The 16,170-nt window shown below is 59.2% G+C and carries 14 protein-coding genes; 10 read left to right on the plus strand and 4 right to left on the minus strand.

Going from position 1 to position 16,170, the window contains the following annotated elements; all coding sequences use genetic code 11:
• Positions 1 to 6: 6 nt before the first annotated feature.
• Genes AC1Q6Y_RS20500 through AC1Q6Y_RS20515 form a run of 4 tightly spaced genes read left to right on the plus strand, consistent with a single transcriptional unit; the run spans position 7 to position 3,898 of the window.
• A complete protein-coding gene (locus AC1Q6Y_RS20500) occupies positions 7 to 1,017 on the plus strand; it encodes an ABC transporter permease subunit (protein ID WP_008051717.1) in 1,011 nt (336 codons plus the stop codon).
• Between the two features lie 10 nt (positions 1,018 to 1,027).
• On the plus strand, positions 1,028 to 1,939 hold the full coding sequence (locus AC1Q6Y_RS20505) for an ABC transporter permease subunit (protein WP_057716449.1): 912 nt from the start codon (positions 1,028 to 1,030) through the stop codon (positions 1,937 to 1,939).
• Between the two features lie 10 nt (positions 1,940 to 1,949).
• A complete protein-coding gene (locus AC1Q6Y_RS20510; RefSeq protein WP_057716450.1) occupies positions 1,950 to 2,918 on the plus strand; it encodes an ABC transporter ATP-binding protein in 969 nt (322 codons plus the stop codon).
• Complete coding sequence (locus AC1Q6Y_RS20515) at positions 2,918 to 3,898, plus strand: peptide ABC transporter ATP-binding protein (RefSeq protein WP_057716451.1); 981 nt, start codon at positions 2,918 to 2,920, stop codon at positions 3,896 to 3,898. The genes AC1Q6Y_RS20510 and AC1Q6Y_RS20515 overlap by 1 nt, the downstream gene beginning before the upstream one ends.
• Positions 3,899 to 4,095: 197 nt before the next feature.
• Here the strand turns inward: AC1Q6Y_RS20515 and AC1Q6Y_RS20520 are convergent, their stop codons facing one another.
• Positions 4,096 to 4,350, minus strand: coding sequence for a hypothetical protein (locus tag AC1Q6Y_RS20520; protein WP_057716452.1), 255 nt, complete (start codon positions 4,348 to 4,350; stop codon positions 4,096 to 4,098).
• 341 nt (positions 4,351 to 4,691) lie between these two features.
• On the minus strand, positions 4,692 to 6,275 hold the full coding sequence (locus AC1Q6Y_RS20525) for a peptide chain release factor 3 (protein ID WP_057716453.1): 1,584 nt from the start codon (positions 6,273 to 6,275) through the stop codon (positions 4,692 to 4,694).
• A 438-nt stretch (positions 6,276 to 6,713) separates the two neighbouring features.
• Between AC1Q6Y_RS20525 and AC1Q6Y_RS20530 the strand changes: the two genes are divergently transcribed.
• From AC1Q6Y_RS20530 to AC1Q6Y_RS20550, 5 genes are all read left to right on the plus strand, one after another.
• Complete coding sequence (locus AC1Q6Y_RS20530) at positions 6,714 to 7,430, plus strand: ABC transporter permease (RefSeq protein WP_492625047.1); 717 nt, start codon at positions 6,714 to 6,716, stop codon at positions 7,428 to 7,430.
• 20 nt (positions 7,431 to 7,450) lie between these two features.
• On the plus strand, positions 7,451 to 8,344 hold the full coding sequence (locus AC1Q6Y_RS20535; RefSeq protein ID WP_492625048.1) for a glycine betaine ABC transporter substrate-binding protein: 894 nt from the start codon (positions 7,451 to 7,453) through the stop codon (positions 8,342 to 8,344).
• A 12-nt stretch (positions 8,345 to 8,356) separates the two neighbouring features.
• Positions 8,357 to 9,010, plus strand: coding sequence for an ABC transporter permease (locus AC1Q6Y_RS20540; protein WP_057716456.1), 654 nt, complete (start codon positions 8,357 to 8,359; stop codon positions 9,008 to 9,010).
• Entirely contained in the window at positions 9,007 to 10,164 is a 1,158-nt protein-coding gene (locus AC1Q6Y_RS20545; protein ID WP_492625049.1) for an osmoprotectant ABC transporter ATP-binding protein OsmV, read from the plus strand. The genes AC1Q6Y_RS20540 and AC1Q6Y_RS20545 overlap by 4 nt, the downstream gene beginning before the upstream one ends.
• 660 nt (positions 10,165 to 10,824) lie before the next feature.
• Positions 10,825 to 11,988, plus strand: a complete 1,164-nt coding sequence (locus AC1Q6Y_RS20550; RefSeq protein WP_056728269.1) for a type III PLP-dependent enzyme — start codon at positions 10,825 to 10,827, stop codon at positions 11,986 to 11,988.
• 157 nt (positions 11,989 to 12,145) lie between these two features.
• On the opposite strand, the gene AC1Q6Y_RS20555 is transcribed toward AC1Q6Y_RS20550, so the two are convergent.
• Both AC1Q6Y_RS20555 and AC1Q6Y_RS20560 read right to left on the minus strand, forming a co-directional pair.
• On the minus strand, positions 12,146 to 12,874 hold the full coding sequence (locus AC1Q6Y_RS20555) for a tetratricopeptide repeat protein (protein ID WP_492588613.1): 729 nt from the start codon (positions 12,872 to 12,874) through the stop codon (positions 12,146 to 12,148).
• Between the two features lie 30 nt (positions 12,875 to 12,904).
• Positions 12,905 to 13,585, minus strand: coding sequence for a Fe2+-dependent dioxygenase (locus AC1Q6Y_RS20560; protein ID WP_090453057.1), 681 nt, complete (start codon positions 13,583 to 13,585; stop codon positions 12,905 to 12,907).
• A gap of 207 nt (positions 13,586 to 13,792) precedes the next feature.
• On the opposite strand from AC1Q6Y_RS20560, the gene AC1Q6Y_RS20565 reads away from it, so the two are divergent.
• The gene (locus AC1Q6Y_RS20565; protein WP_057716460.1) at positions 13,793 to 16,117 is read left to right on the plus strand and encodes a TonB-dependent receptor; all 2,325 of its coding nucleotides are present in this window, start codon (positions 13,793 to 13,795) and stop codon (positions 16,115 to 16,117) included.
• The last annotated feature ends 53 nt before the right edge of the window (positions 16,118 to 16,170 follow it).

Genomic DNA, 16,170 nt, shown 5'->3' on the forward strand with positions numbered 1-16,170 from the left:
CACACGATGTTTAGTTTTATTGCCCGCCGACTGGGGTTACTGATCCCCACGTTCTTCGGCATCACCTTGCTGACTTTCGCGTTGATTCGCATGATCCCGGGCGACCCCGTAGAAGTCATGATGGGAGAACGTAGGGTCGATCCCGAAATGCACGCTCAGGCAATGGAACGCCTAGGTCTGAACAAACCCCTGTATGCCCAGTACCTGGATTACATCGGCAAGCTGGCCCACGGCGATCTCGGGGAATCCCTGCGTACCCGTGAAAGCGTGTGGAGCGAATTCACCTCCCTGTTCCCCGCGACCCTGGAACTGTCCATGGCCGCCCTGTTGTTCGCCGGCATCCTGGGCCTTCTGGCCGGGGTGATCGCGGCACTCAAGCGAGGATCCCTGTTCGACCATGGAGTGATGGGTGTCTCCCTGGCGGGATACTCGATGCCGATCTTCTGGTGGGGCCTGATCCTGATCATGTTCTTCTCGGTAAGTCTGGGCTGGACCCCGGTATCCGGGCGGATCGACCTGCTGTATGACATCGAGCCACGCACCGGCTTCATGCTGATCGATACGCTGCTGGCCGACGAGCCGGACGCCTTCTTCGACGCCCTGCACCACCTGATCCTGCCGGCCATTGTGCTCGGCACCATTCCGCTGGCAGTGATCGCGCGGATGACCCGTTCGTCGATGCTCGAAGTGCTGCGTGAAGACTACATCCGCACCGCCAAGGCCAAAGGCCTGTCGCCGGCACGCGTGGTGTTCGTACACGGCCTGCGCAACGCGCTGATCCCGGTGCTCACCGTGGTCGGCCTGCAAGTCGGCACCCTGTTGGCCGGTGCGGTCCTGACCGAAACCATCTTCTCGTGGCCCGGTATCGGCAAATGGCTGATCGAAGCCATTGGCGCCCGGGATTATCCCGTCGTGCAAAACGGCATCCTGTTAATCGCCTGCCTGGTGATTGTGGTCAACTTCGTAGTGGACATCCTCTACGGCTTTGCCAACCCACGCATCCGTCATCAGCGCTGAGATCATGACCATGACCACTCCAATTCCATCGGTAGCAGTCGATCAAAGCCTGCTGTACCCGTCTCCGTACAAAGAATTCTGGCAAGCGTTTTCCAAGAACAAAGGTGCCGTCGCCGGCCTGATGTTCATGCTGCTGGTGATTTTCTGCGCCATCTTCGCCCCGTGGGTTGCCCCTCACGACCCGAGCGAGCAATACCGTGATTTCCTGCTGACCCCGCCGGCCTGGCTGGAAGGTGGACAGATGCAGTTCCTGCTCGGCACCGATGAACTGGGTCGCGACCTGCTGTCGCGCCTGATCCAGGGCTCGCGCCTGTCGTTGCTGATCGGTTTGTCGTCGGTGGTGATGTCGCTGATCCCGGGGATCCTGCTGGGTCTGTTCGCCGGGTTCTTCCCGCGCATACTTGGCCCGAGCATCATGCGTCTGATGGACATCATGCTGGCCCTGCCGTCCCTGCTGCTGGCCGTGGCGATCGTCGCCATCCTCGGCCCTGGCCTGATCAATACCGTGATCGCCATCGCCGTGGTGTCCCTGCCGTCCTACGTTCGTCTGACACGCGCTGCGGTGATGGGCGAACTGAACCGTGACTACGTGACCGCCGCGCGCCTGGCCGGTGCCGGTCTGCCGCGCCTGATGTTCGTCACCGTGCTGCCTAATTGCATGGCGCCGCTGATCGTTCAGGCCACCCTGAGCTTCTCCTCGGCGATCCTCGATGCCGCCGCACTGGGCTTCCTCGGCCTTGGCGTACAACCGCCAACACCTGAGTGGGGCACCATGCTGGCTTCGGCCCGCGACTACATCGAACGCGCCTGGTGGGTAGTGAGCCTGCCTGGTCTGACCATTTTGCTCAGCGTGCTGGCAATCAACCTGATGGGCGACGGCCTGCGCGATGCGCTGGACCCGAAACTCAAGAACGCCGCCTGAGGAGATTCCCATGTCACTGCTAGAAATCAAGAATCTCAACGTTCGCTTCGGCGACAAAAACGCCACGCCAGTCGTCGATGGCCTCGACCTGCAAGTGGACAAGGGCGAAGTGCTGGCCATCGTTGGCGAGTCCGGTTCCGGCAAGTCCGTGACCATGATGGCGCTGATGGGCCTGATCGAGCATCCGGGGATCGTCACCGCTGACGCCCTGAATTTCGACGGCAAGAACATGCTCAAGCTCAACAATCGCCAGCGTCGCCAGATCGTGGGTAAAGACCTGTCCATGGTCTTCCAGGACCCGATGACTGCCCTGAACCCGAGCTACACCGTCGGTTTCCAGATTGAAGAAGTGCTGCGCCTGCACCTGAAAATGTCCGGCAAGGCTGCGCGCAAGCGCGCCATCGAACTGCTGGAAAAAGTTGAAATCCCGGGTGCCGCCAGCCGTATGGACGCCTACCCGCATCAACTGTCCGGTGGCATGAGCCAACGTGTCGCGATTGCCATGGCGATTGCCGGCGAACCGAAACTGCTGATCGCCGACGAACCGACCACGGCGCTGGACGTAACCATCCAGGCGCAAATCATGGACCTGCTGCTGGCGTTGCAGAAAGAGCAGAACATGGGCCTGGTGCTGATCACCCACGACCTCGCCGTCGTGGCCGAAACCGCCCAGCGCGTGTGCGTGATGTACGCCGGCCAGGCGGTCGAAGTCGGCCAGGTGCCGCAACTGTTCGACATTCCGGCACACCCGTACAGCGAAGCGTTGCTCAAGGCAATTCCGGAACACAGCCTGGGTGCCTCGCGCCTGTCGACCCTGCCGGGCATCGTTCCCGGTCGCTACGACCGCCCGCAAGGTTGCCTGCTGTCGCCACGCTGCCCGTACGTGAAAGACAACTGCCGTCAACAACGTCCGGCCCTTGACCAGAAAAGCAACAGCCTCGCTCGCTGCTTCTACCCGCTGAACCAGGAGGTGGCGTAATGGCCGTCGTTCTTACCGCCCGCGACCTGACCCGTCACTACGAGGTGTCCCGAGGCCTGTTCAAGGGTCACGCCACCGTGCGCGCCCTCAACGGCGTGTCGTTCGAACTGGAAGCCGGCAAGACCCTCGCTGTCGTAGGCGAGTCGGGTTGCGGAAAATCCACCCTGGCCCGTGCCCTGACCCTGATCGAAGAGCCGTCCTCCGGCTCCTTGAAAATTGCCGGGCAGGAAGTCGCCGGTGCCGACAAGGCCCAGCGCAAGCAACTGCGCAAAGACGTGCAGATGGTGTTCCAGAGCCCGTACGCCTCGTTGAACCCTCGGCAGAAAGTCGGTGATCAGCTTGCAGAGCCGTTATTGATCAACACCAACCTGAGCGCCGCGGAACGCCGCGAGAAAGTCCAGGCGATGATGAAGCAGGTGGGCTTGCGTCCCGAGCACTATCAGCGTTATCCGCACATGTTCTCCGGTGGTCAGCGCCAGCGGATCGCCTTGGCCCGCGCGATGATGCTGCAACCGAAAGTGCTGGTGGCGGACGAACCGACCTCGGCACTGGACGTGTCGATTCAGGCACAGGTACTCAACCTGTTCATGGATTTGCAGCAAGAGTTCAACACCGCCTATGTGTTCATCTCCCACAACCTGGCGGTGGTACGCCACGTTGCCGACCATGTGATGGTGATGTACCTCGGTCGTCCGGTGGAAATGGGCACGAAAGAGGACATTTACTCCCGACCTCTGCACCCCTACACCCAGGCACTGCTGTCGGCGACGCCGGCCATCCACCCGGATCCGGACAAGCCGAAAATCAAGATCGTAGGTGAATTGCCCAACCCGCTGAACCCGCCGTCCGGCTGCGCCTTCCACAAGCGCTGCCCGTACGCCACCGAGCGTTGCAGCACTGAAGAGCCGGCCCTGCGCCTGATCGCCGGCCGCCAGGTGGCTTGCCACTACGCCGAGCAATTCCTCGACGGCGCGGCATAAAAAACTGTAGGAGCTAGCCTGCTGGCGATAGCGGTATATCAGTCAACATTTCTGCTCACTGGCACACCGCAATCGCTAGCAGGCTAGCTCCCACAGGGATTGAGTAGCTCAAGTAATTACGCGTTAACCAAACCCCTTCCGCCTCGAATGCGCATCACTCAGGTAGAAGGGGTTTTCTTTTGCCTGCAATAGAGCGACTACGTCTGGCTGTCGCCCTCTTCCTCATCGGAGTCCGGTTCGTCGGTGGTCGAGTCATCGTCGTTGTCCGCACCGCCCTGCCCCTGATCTCCCGGTTCCGATTCAGACTTGGCGATCATCAACCCCGCATAACCCGCCTGCCCGCTCGAAGCCTGCTCCCCGTGATCGATACACTCGGCCCACGCCGTCGAAGCTCCGAGCGAGAGCATCACCATCACCTTCAACAGCAGTAAAACGCGAAACAACCTGTTCATAGCCGATTCCTTCCTTTCGTTGAGTGCCTGTCTGGTGCTGAGTCAAATCTAGTTCCGATCAGCCGGGTTCTCCAGATTGGACGCTATCTGGCGGGGGAAAATGCAGCGGGTTTGGAGACTGGTTTGGAATAGGGGTTATTCACAACTCAACTAACAACGAAGCCCCCCCCTGTAGGAGCGAGCCTGCTCGCGATGGAGGCTAACGATGACGCGCTCTGTCTGGATAAACGCAGCGCGGCTCGAGTCATCGCGAGCAGGCTCGCTCCTACAGGGAATTGCGCCAGGCAATAAAAAACCCCGCAGCTTTCGCAACGGGGTTTTGGGTGTTTCGGAGTCAACGCTTAGTGATGCTCACGGGTCGCACGGAATTTCACGTCCGGCCAGCGCTCTTCCATCAGGGCCAGGTTGACCCGCGTCGGTGCGAGGTAGGTCAGGTGACCACCGCCGTCCAGCGCCAGGTTTTCCACAGCCTTGTTGGAGAATTCCTCAAGTTTCTTCTTGTCGCTGCATTCGATCCAGCGCGCAGAGTAAACAGTGATCGGCTCGTAGGAGCACTCGACCTTGTATTCCTCTTTCAAACGGCTCGCGACCACATCGAACTGCAGCACACCGACGGCGCCGAGGATGATGTCGTTGCTGCGCTCCGGGAAGAACACCTGCGTCGCGCCTTCTTCGGCCAGTTGTTGCAGGCCCTGGCGCAGTTGCTTGGATTTCAGCGGATCTTTCAGGCGTACGCGACGGAACAGTTCCGGGGCGAAGTGTGGAATGCCGGTGAAACCCAGGACTTCGCCTTCGCTGAAGGTGTCGCCGATCTGGATGGTGCCGTGGTTGTGCAGGCCGATGATGTCGCCGGCAAACGCCTCTTCCAGTTGCTCACGCTCGGAGGAGAAGAAGGTCAGCGCGTCGCCGATCCGCACGTCCTTGCCGGTGCGCACGTGGCGCATCTTCATGCCTTTTTCGTACTTGCCCGAGCAGATACGCATGAAGGCGATGCGGTCGCGGTGTTTCGGGTCCATGTTCGCCTGGATCTTGAAGATGAAACCCGAGAACTTCTCTTCCACCGGCTCCACGGTGCGCTCGTTGGCCACGCGTGCCAGTGGGCGCGGCGCCCAATCAACGACAGCGTCGAGGACGTGGTCGACACCGAAGTTGCCCAGTGCCGTACCGAAGAACACCGGGGTCAGTTGACCGTCGAGGAACTCCTGCTGGTTGAACTCGTGGCAGGCGCCCTGCACCAGTTCCAGCTGTTCGATGAAACGCTCGTACTCGTCACCCAGGTGGGCGCGGGCTTCATCGGAGTCGAGCTTCTCGATGATCCTGGTTTCGGTGCGTTCGTGGCCGTGACCGGCGGTGTACACGATGATGTAGTCATCGGCGAGGTGATACACGCCTTTAAAGTCACGGTAGCAACCAATCGGCCAGGTGATCGGCGCAGCCTTGATCTTGAGGACGGCTTCGATTTCGTCGAGCAGTTCGATCGGGTCGCGGATGTCACGGTCGAGTTTGTTGATGAAGCTGACGATCGGCGTGTCACGCAGACGGCAGACGTCCATCAGGGCGATGGTCCGAGGCTCTACACCTTTACCGCCGTCGAGAACCATCAACGCCGAGTCCACCGCCGTCAGGGTGCGATAGGTATCTTCGGAGAAGTCTTCGTGGCCCGGGGTGTCGAGCAGGTTGATCATGTGTTCGCGATACGGGAACTGCATGACCGACGTGGTAATGGAGATACCCCGCTGCTTTTCCATTTCCATCCAGTCGGAGGTGGCATGGCGATCGGATTTACGAGATTTCACCGTACCGGCTACCGCAATCGCCTTGCCCATCAGCAGGAGCTTCTCGGTGATGGTGGTCTTACCGGCATCGGGGTGGGAAATAATGGCGAAAGTGCGGCGTTTCGCGACTTCGGCGGCCTGTTTGGTCATGGGAAATCGCCTGGCAGGTGATTCAAAAAAGGGCGCAGATTATAGCCCAAGTTGATCCAAGAACCGAACCGTTGAGCACATTAGGGGTGGCCAAATGCTGCTTCAGATGGGAACCTTTTAAGGCACGGAGACGTCCACTCCCCCGTAACGACCACTCGTCGGGGGCTTGAAACACCTGCAATTCGGCCTGACGAGGCTGTGCTCATGGCTCGATTGCCGTGCGTTTCCCCCTGTAGGAGCGAGCCTGCTCGCGATGGACGTCAACGATAATGCTGGGTACCTGAAGGTACGCATTGTCTTGAAGTTTTTCGCGAGCAAGCTCGCTCCTACAGTGAAACGCGCTCGGCATGAGCTGCTTATCGCGATCATTTTTTCGGCAGCCAGGAATGGCGTTGCCACACGAGAAAGTGTTCGCCGACTGAAAAAAGGAGTCCGCCTGTGGCTATCCACTATGGCAAAGGGCTGATAGGAGGCGCGCTGGTATTCGCCCTTCTGGCCCTGCTGATCCAATGGATCGGCATCAACACGATCGAACACTACCGCGACGATTTGTTGTTTTACCTGCAAGCTCATCTGGTTCTCGTCCTCGCTTCCATGCTGGCCGCCCTTGTCGTGGGCATTCCTGCCGGCATCCTCCTCAGCCGCCCGTCCATGATCGGCCGTGCCGAACGCTTCATGCAGTTCTTCAACATTGGCAACACCATTCCGCCCCTGGCCGTCCTGGCCATCGCCTTGGGCATCCTCGGCATCGGCAGCGGTCCTGCGATCTTCGCCCTGTTCCTCGCCTCTTTGCTGCCCATCGTGCGCAACACCTACGAAGGCCTGAAAAACGTTCAGGGTTCGCTCAAGGAAGCCGCCGTCGGCATCGGCATGACCCCGCGCCAAGTACTGTGGAAAGTCGAATTGCCCAACGCGGTGCCGATCATCATCGGTGGTTTGCGTATGGCATTGGCGATCAATGTCGGGACGGCGCCGCTGGCGTTCCTGATCGGCGCCAACAGTCTCGGCAGCCTGATCTTCCCCGGCATCGCCCTGAACAATCAGCCGCAATTGCTGCTCGGCGCGGCCTGCACAGCCCTGCTGGCCTTGTTGCTCGACGGTCTGGTGACACTCGCCAGCCGCCTCTGGCTCGAACGCGGCTTGCGCCCGTCTTAAGCCTCGGCAAAGGAATCGTCATGAAAACTTCAAGCTTTTTACTAGGCTGCGTCCTGCTGTTCGCAGGATTTGCCCAAGCCACGGAAAAACCGTTGATCCGCATCGGCGCCCGGGTGTTCACCGAACAGACCCTGCTGGCGGAAATCACCTCGCAGTACCTGCGCACCAAGGGTTACGAGGTGCAGGTGACCGGCGGCCTGGGCAGCAATCTGGCCCGCAGCGCCCATGAAAGTGGTCAACTGGACATGCTCTGGGAATACACCGGCGTTTCGCTGGTGGCCTACAACCATGTCACTGAAAAACTCGACAGCGAACAGTCCTACGCACGAGTAAAAGAACTCGACAGGAAAAAAGGCCTGGTCTGGCTGACACCGTCGAAATTCAGTAACACCTATGCCCTGGCACTGCCGAAAAACGTTGCTGATCAATACCCGCAGATCAACACCATCAGCGAGCTGAACTCGGTGCTGCGCAAGGAAGCCGAGACCAACAATCTGGTGGCGCTGGATACCGAGTTCGCCAACCGCTCGGACGGTCTTGATGGCATGGTCAAGCTCTACGACATGAACCTGACCCGCAAGAACATCCGCCAGATGGACGCCGGACTGGTCTACACCGCGCTGCGTAACGGCCAGGTGTTTGCCGGTCTGGTCTACACCACCGACGGTCGCCTCAACGCCTTCAAGCTGAAACTGCTGGAAGACGACAAGCATTACTTCCCCGACTACACCGCCGCACCGGTGGTGCGTCAGGCCTACCTCGATGCGCATCCGCAATTGGCCGAACAACTCAAGCCTCTGGCTGAGCTGTTCGACGACGACACCATGCGCGAGCTCAATGCGCGGGTCGATGTCGATCACCAAAGCCCTTCGTCCGTTGCCGCAGATTTCCTGCGCCAGCATCCAATCAAATAAGGAGGAAAAGCCATGGAATTTCTCAACGCCTTTTCCCACCTCGACTGGCAGCAGGTGATACAGCTGACCGGCCAACACATCACCCTGGTCGGCATCGCCGTGACCCTGGCGATTGTGGTTGGCGTGCCGCTGGGCATCCTGATGACACGCTTCCCGAGCCTCGCCGGGCCTTTGCAAGCCAGCGCCACGGTGCTGCTGACCGTGCCGTCGATTGCCCTGTTTGGCCTGCTGCTGCCGTTCTACTCCAAGTTCGGCCAGGGCCTGGGCCCGATGCCGGCCATCACCGCGGTGTTTCTGTATTCGCTGCTGCCGATCATGCGTAACACCTACCTGGCCCTGACCAACGTCGAACCGGGCATCCGTGAAGCCGCGCGCGGCATCGGCATGACCTTCGGCCAGCGCCTGCGCATGGTCGAATTACCCATCGCCGTGCCGGTGATCCTCGCTGGTGTGCGCACTGCCGTGGTCATGAACATCGGCGTCATGACCATCGCCGCGACCATCGGCGCCGGTGGCCTGGGCGTACTCATCCTCGCTGCCATCAGCCGCAGCGACATGTCGATGCTGATTGTCGGCGCTGTACTGGTCAGTGTGCTGGCGATCATCGCCGACCTGATCCTGCAAGTGCTGCAACGTTCGCTGACTCCAAAAGGACTGCTCAAATGATCGAACTTCAAAACCTCAGCAAGACCTTCCAAAGCAACGGCAAAGATGTGAAAGCCGTGGACTCGGTGAGCCTGACCGTCAATGAAGGCGAAATCTGCGTGTTCCTCGGGCCATCGGGTTGCGGCAAAAGCACCACGCTGAAAATGATCAACCGCCTGATCAAACCGACCTCGGGCAAGATCCTGATCAACGGTGAAGACACCACAGGCCTCGACGAAGTGACGCTGCGCCGCAACATCGGCTATGTCATCCAGCAAATCGGTTTGTTCCCGAACATGACCATCGAGGAGAACATCGTCGTGGTGCCGAAACTGCTCGGCTGGGACAAGCAGAAATGCCACGACCGCGCCCGCGAGTTGATGAGCATGATCAAGCTCGATCCCAAGCAATATCTGCATCGCTATCCCCGCGAATTGTCCGGTGGCCAGCAACAGCGGATCGGCGTGATTCGCGCACTGGCCGCCGATGCACCACTGCTATTAATGGACGAGCCGTTCGGGGCAGTCGACCCGATCAACCGCGAGATGATCCAGAACGAGTTCTTCGAAATGCAGCGGGCGCTGAACAAGACCGTGATCATGGTCAGCCACGACATCGACGAGGCGATCAAGCTCGGCGACAAGATCGCGATTTTCCGCGCCGGCAAGCTGCTGCAGATCGATCACCCGGACACTTTGCTCGCGCATCCGGCGGATGAGTTTGTCAGCAACTTCGTCGGCCAGGACAGCACACTGAAACGCCTGCTGCTGGTGAAAGCCGAAGATGCGGCGGACAACGCGCCTTCCGTCAGCCCGCATACCCCGGTGGCCGAAGCGCTGGAGTTGATGGACGAGCATGACCGACGCTATGTGGTGGTCACTTGTGCCGAGAATAAAGCCCTGGGTTATGTACGACGTCGCGACTTGCACCGTCAGACCGGCACCTGCGCGCAGTACCAACGCGAGTTCAACGCCACGGCGGCGTACGACGAACATTTGCGCATCCTGCTGTCGCGCATGTACGAGTTCAATCGGGCGTGGTTGCCGGTGATGGATGCCGAGCGGGTGTTTCTTGGCGAGGTCACGCAGGAGTCGATTGCGGCGTACCTGAGTTCCGGACGTTCGCGGGGGATGAAGACCAATATCGTCTCGCCAGCTGAGGCAGTGGTCGCCTGATAGCTCACGTTACCCGGTAAAAATACAAAACCTGTGGGAGCGAGCTTGCTCGCGATGGCGTCATTTCAGACGACCACGATGCTGGCTGTGAAAATGTCATCGCGAGCAAGCTCGCTCCCACAGGTTCGATGCGATTTTCCAGTGATTCGCAGGCCGGAAAAAAATATCAACAGTAGCGTCTGTAAAAGCTATCCGAAAACACGCTCCTGAATACTCAAATCCCCTATCAGCCTACCTTTTCGCGGCCAACGTCGCCGATGTTGACGCTATCGTACTTACTAGCGACTTTGCACACAAAAGCGTCGAACGTGCAGGTATTTTTAACACTCCATAAATCCTCGGGAACATCCGACTGTCATCTGTGTCGGTTACAAAGAGTGATGCCTGCAACGCGCGTCAGAAGAGTGCAAAAACGCGACATTTTTTGTTGATCTCAAGCCCCTCACGCCCTAAAGTTCGCGCCGAACGTCCATGCTGGAAACGATCCATCCGGCTCAAGTACTGACGACGAGACAGCAAGGCCAAGGGAAAGCTGCACTTCCCATGGCCTTTTTGCTTTCGGCGACATGCCTTGGGAAGTAGGCGAACCAAAGTGGGGATACGGAGGACGTTCATTTGCACCCATTGATTAACAACGTTTGCCTTTAGGAGCTCCCAGGTATGTCGATCCAGGTCGAAGACTATTTCGCGCGTGAAACCTTTCAGAAAATGAAGGCGTTCGCCGACAAACAGGAAACCCCGTTCGTGGTGATCGACACCGCGATGATCAGCCAGGCCTATGACGACCTGCGCGCCGGTTTCGAATTCGCCAAGGTCTACTACGCGGTCAAGGCCAACCCGGCCGTCGAGATCATCGACCTGCTCAAAGAGAAAGGCTCGAGCTTCGACATCGCCTCGATCTACGAGCTGGACAAAGTGCTTGGTCGCGGCGTCAGCGCTGACCAGATCAGCTACGGCAACACCATCAAGAAATCCAAGGACATCCGCTACTTCTACGAGAAGGGCGTGCGCCTGTTCGCCACCGACTCCGAAGCCGACCTGCGCAACATCGCCAAGGCCGCACCGGGCTCGAAAGTCTACGTGCGTATCCTGACCGAAGGCTCGACCACCGCCGACTGGCCGTTGTCGCGCAAATTCGGCTGCCAGACCGACATGGCCATGGACCTGCTGATCCTCGCTCGCGACCTGGGCCTGGTGCCTTACGGCATCTCGTTCCACGTCGGCTCGCAGCAGCGCGACATCAGCGTCTGGGACGCGGCGATCGCCAAGGTCAAAGTGATCTTCGAACGTCTGAAGGAAGAAGACGGCATCCACCTGAAGCTGATCAACATGGGTGGCGGCTTCCCGGCCAACTACATCACCCGCACCAACAGCCTGGAAACCTACGCCGAGGAAATCATCCGCTTCCTGAAGGAAGACTTCGGTGATGACTTGCCGGAAATCATCCTGGAGCCAGGCCGCTCGCTGATCGCCAACGCCGGCATCCTGGTTAGCGAAGTGGTACTGGTTGCACGTAAATCCCGTACCGCGGTAGAGCGTTGGGTGTACACGGATGTGGGCAAGTTCTCCGGCCTGATCGAAACCATGGACGAAGCCATCAAGTTCCCGATCTGGACCGAGAAGAAAGGCGAAATGGAAGAAGTGGTCATCGCCGGTCCAACCTGCGACAGCGCCGACATCATGTACGAAAACTACAAGTACGGCCTGCCGCTGAACCTGGCCATCGGTGATCGCCTGTACTGGCTGTCGACCGGTGCGTACACCACCAGTTACAGCGCCGTCGAGTTCAATGGCTTCCCGCCGCTGAAGTCGTTCTACGTGTAAATACTGCGTAGAAAACAAAAAGCCCATGACCTGTCATGGGCTTTTTTGTTTATGCAGTTCCATGTAGGAGCGAGCTTGCTCGCGATGGATTTCAGAGCACCGCGTGTACTCAGACAGCACGCGTTATCGTTGTCCACCATCGCGAGCAAACTCGCTCCTACAGGGTTTCGAGCTGTTCGGCACGTTGTTTGTAATCCACAGCCATCGCCTGAATCTGTGGATCATTGGCGGCTGACAATGCCTCACAGGCCACTCGCAGAAAATTCAGGTTGCCACCGGCCAACGCCTTGCGCAGCCAGACCAGCGCATCCTCGATATTCCCTTCGTCGGTCAAGACCGCTGCAAAGCTGAACTGCCCGCGAAAATCCCCGCCTTCGGCCGAACGTCGATACCAGTTACGAGCCGCTGCCGGATTCACAGGACAGACCCGCCCTTCTTCCAGATACCGCCCCAACAGATTCATCGATTTTGCATGACCCAACTCAGCCGCACGGCGATAGAGACTCAGTGCCTGAAGCTGATCCTCAACCACCCCGCGACCGGTCGCCAGCAGATTGGCGTAGTTGTACATCGCCCAATCCAGCCCTGCAGTGGCGGCAAGTCGGTAATGCCTGGCCGCTAGCGATGCATCGGCAGCGCAGCCCCAACCATGCTCATGGCAACGACCGAGCATGTTGCGCGCCATGAGGTGCCCCTGGCGCGCTGCGATGCCGAACCAGCTCAGCGCCAGCGGTTGGTCCTGCGCGATCCCCTGGCCGTCGAGCAGAATCTGCCCGAGCAAGGCCTGGGCTTCGACCTCTCCTTCTCGTGCGGCAATCAGGATGGCCTGGGCAGCACGGGCCGGACTTTCGTCGAGCATCGCGCGCAGGCGCTCACCGTCGAGCATTTCCTCGCGGCGTAAACGAAAATCCGCCACTTACACCTCGACCCAGCGACGCAACAGGTTGTGATACGTCCCGGTCAGGCGGATCAGCGATGGATGATCGGGCACATCGCGGGTCAGTTGCTGGATTGCTCCGTCCATCTCGAACAACAGGGCGCGCTGGCTGTCTTCACGCACCAGGCTTTGCGTCCAGAAAAACGAGGCGAGCCGCGCTCCGCGTGTCACCGCATTGACCTTGTGCAGACTGGTGCCGGGATACAGCACCATGTCGCCGGCAGGCAGCTTCACCCGTTGGGTGCCGAAAGTGTCCTGGATCTCCAGCTCGCCGCCGTCGTAATCCTCCGGCTCGCTGAAGAACAGCGTGGCGGACAAATCCGTACGCACCCGCTCGATGCTGCCTTTTGGCTGACGCACCGCGTTGTCGATATGGAAGTCGAAACTGCCACCGGCGGTGTAACAGTTCACTAACGGAGGGAAGACTTTGTGCGGTAACGCTGCTGACATGAACAGCGGATTTTTCCACAGCCGCTCCAACATCGCCGCGCCGATCTCCTTGGCCAGCGGGTGACCTTCCGGCAACTGCAAATTGTGTTTGGCCTTCGCCGACTGGTAGCCGGCGGTGATCTTGCCATCGGCCCAATCGGCTTGCTCCAGAGCCTCGCGAATGCGCTGCACCTCGTCTTTTTCAAACAGGCCGGGAATGTGCAGCAGCATGACAAAGGCACCTGAAACCAAAGGGATGCCAATGGTATTGATTCTTATTGCCTGTGTAAAACACATCTGACGAATGAGTCAGCAGAAACCGTAAGGGTAAATTGTAAAGAATGTAAATTCAGTGCGAATAGTAATGTTTCGCAATTGATACGAATACGTGTTTACCCTATATTCCGCGGCCTCAAATCCTTGGGGAGGGGAACTCAAATGTCGCGTCAACAACCACAAGTACCGGTCAGTTCACCACGTCTGCTCGCATCGGCCATCGGCATGGCGATTACTGCCGGCTCTGCGGGCCACATGGTTTTCGCGGCGGAAAAAGCCGACGAAAAAGCACCGGGCAATGTGATTTCGCTGGGCGCCACCGCCATCACCGGCGAAGCTCAGGACGAGACGACCTACAACGTAGAGAAAGCCTCCTCGCCCAAGTACACCGCGCCGCTGGTGGACACACCGCGCTCGATCACCGTCATTCCGCAACAAGTGTTGAAAGACACGGGCGCCATGAACATGCAGGACGCCCTGCGCACCATTCCAGGCATCACCTTCGGTGCCGGTGAAGGCGGCAACCCACAGGGCGATCGTCCGTTCATTCGCGGCTTTGACGCCCAGGGCGATACCTACCTGGACGGCGTTCGCGATACCGGTTCCCAGAGCCGCGAGATCTTCGCCGTGGAATCGATCGAAGTCAGCAAAGGCCCGAACTCTGCCATCGGCGGTCGCGGCGCTGCAGGCGGCAGCATCAACCTGGTCAGCAAGAAAGCTCACCTGGGCAATTCGTTCGATGGTGGTTTCACCTGGGGCTCCGACCAGACCCAGCGCTACACCATGGACGGCAACTATCAGTTCACCGACACTGCCGCTGGCCGTCTGAACCTGATGAGCCATGAGAGCAACGTCGCCGGACGTGACAGCGTCGACTACGACCGCTGGGGTGTCGCACCGTCCCTGGCTTTCGGCCTGGGTACAGACACTCGCGTCAACCTCGACTACTACCACCTCGAAAGCAACGACACGCCGGATTCGGGCATTCCGTACTCGATCCCGACCACTCTCGCGGCTGGACGCACCAAGTCCAACCCGGACAAGCCGAATGACGGCGGCGACAGCAGCAATTTCTATGGTCTGACCGACCGCGACTTCCGCAAGACCCGCACCGACACCGCGACCTTCGCCATCGAGCACGACCTGAGCGACTCGCTGACCATCAAGAACACCCTGCGTCACGGCACCAGCATGCAGGATTACATCCTGACCCAGCCGGACGACAGTAAAGGCAACGTCAACAACGGCAGCGTCTGGCGCCGGGCGAACACCCGCGTGAGCAACACCGAGACAACCACCAACCAGACCGACCTGTTTGGTGATATCTACATCGCCGGGTTCAAGAACAGCTTCTCCACCGGTGTCGAATACACCCACGAGGAAAGTGAAAAATCCTCGTACAACGTCAACACGGACACTACCCCGGGAACGGCAGCGGTAACCAACAACTGCTCGCCGGCACTGATTGGCGCGCCAAGCGGTTACAACTGCACCTCGCTGTCCAACCCGACGCCGAATGATCCGTGGAGCGGTGCCATCTCCCGCAACTACGCGGGCACCGATACCAAGGCCAACACCTACGCACTGTATGTATTCGACACCCTGACCTTGTCCGAGCAGTGGCTGGTGAACATGGGCCTGCGCTACGACCATTTCGACACCGACTACAAAACCTTCAACGGTTCCAGCGTGACCACGTCCAAGGGCGATGACACCAGCGAGTTCGTTACCGGTCAGTTCGGTGTGGTGTACAAACCAGCCGAAAACGGCAGCATCTATGCCTCCTACGCGACATCTGCCACTCCACCGGGCAACACCCTGGGCGATGGCGCGGAAGGCAACCCGCTGGGCGGCACGCCGGATCGCAACGGCAACCTGCTCAAAAGCGACATGGAGCCGGAAACCACCAAGAACTACGAAATCGGTACCAAGTGGGATCTGCTGAACGATCGTTTGTCCCTGACTGCCGACATCTTCCGCACCGAGAAAGAAAACGCTCGTGTGCAAACCAACACCACTACGTTTGAAAACGTCGGCAAAACCCGCGTTCAAGGTATCGAACTGTCGGCCACCGGCAAGCTCACCGACAAATGGCAGGTCTTCGCCGGTTACGCCTACATGGACAGCGAGCAAGTCGATGGCGGCGACCTGCCGGCAAACAAAGCCAACAACGGCAACGAACTGCCTAACACGCCGAAAAACAGCGCCAGCCTGTGGACGACCTATCAGGTCACGCCAAGGCTGACCATCGGTGGCGGTGCGTTCTATGTCGATGACGTGTTCGGCAGTGCCGCCAACACCACCATGGTCGATTCCTACGTTCGTTACGACGCAATGGCGGCGTACAAGCTGACCAAGAACGTCGACCTGCAACTGAACGTACAGAACCTGACCGACGAAACCTACTACGACAAGGCGTTCTCGACTCACTTCGCCAACCAGGCGGCCGGTCGTACCGCTTTGCTGAGCACCAACTTCCACTTCTGATTGCCACTCACACTGCAATCCCTGTGGGTGAATGCTGAAATCAGACCTGGCCC

The sequence above is a fragment of the Pseudomonas sp. GW823-FHT06E10 genome (assembly GCF_058794995.1).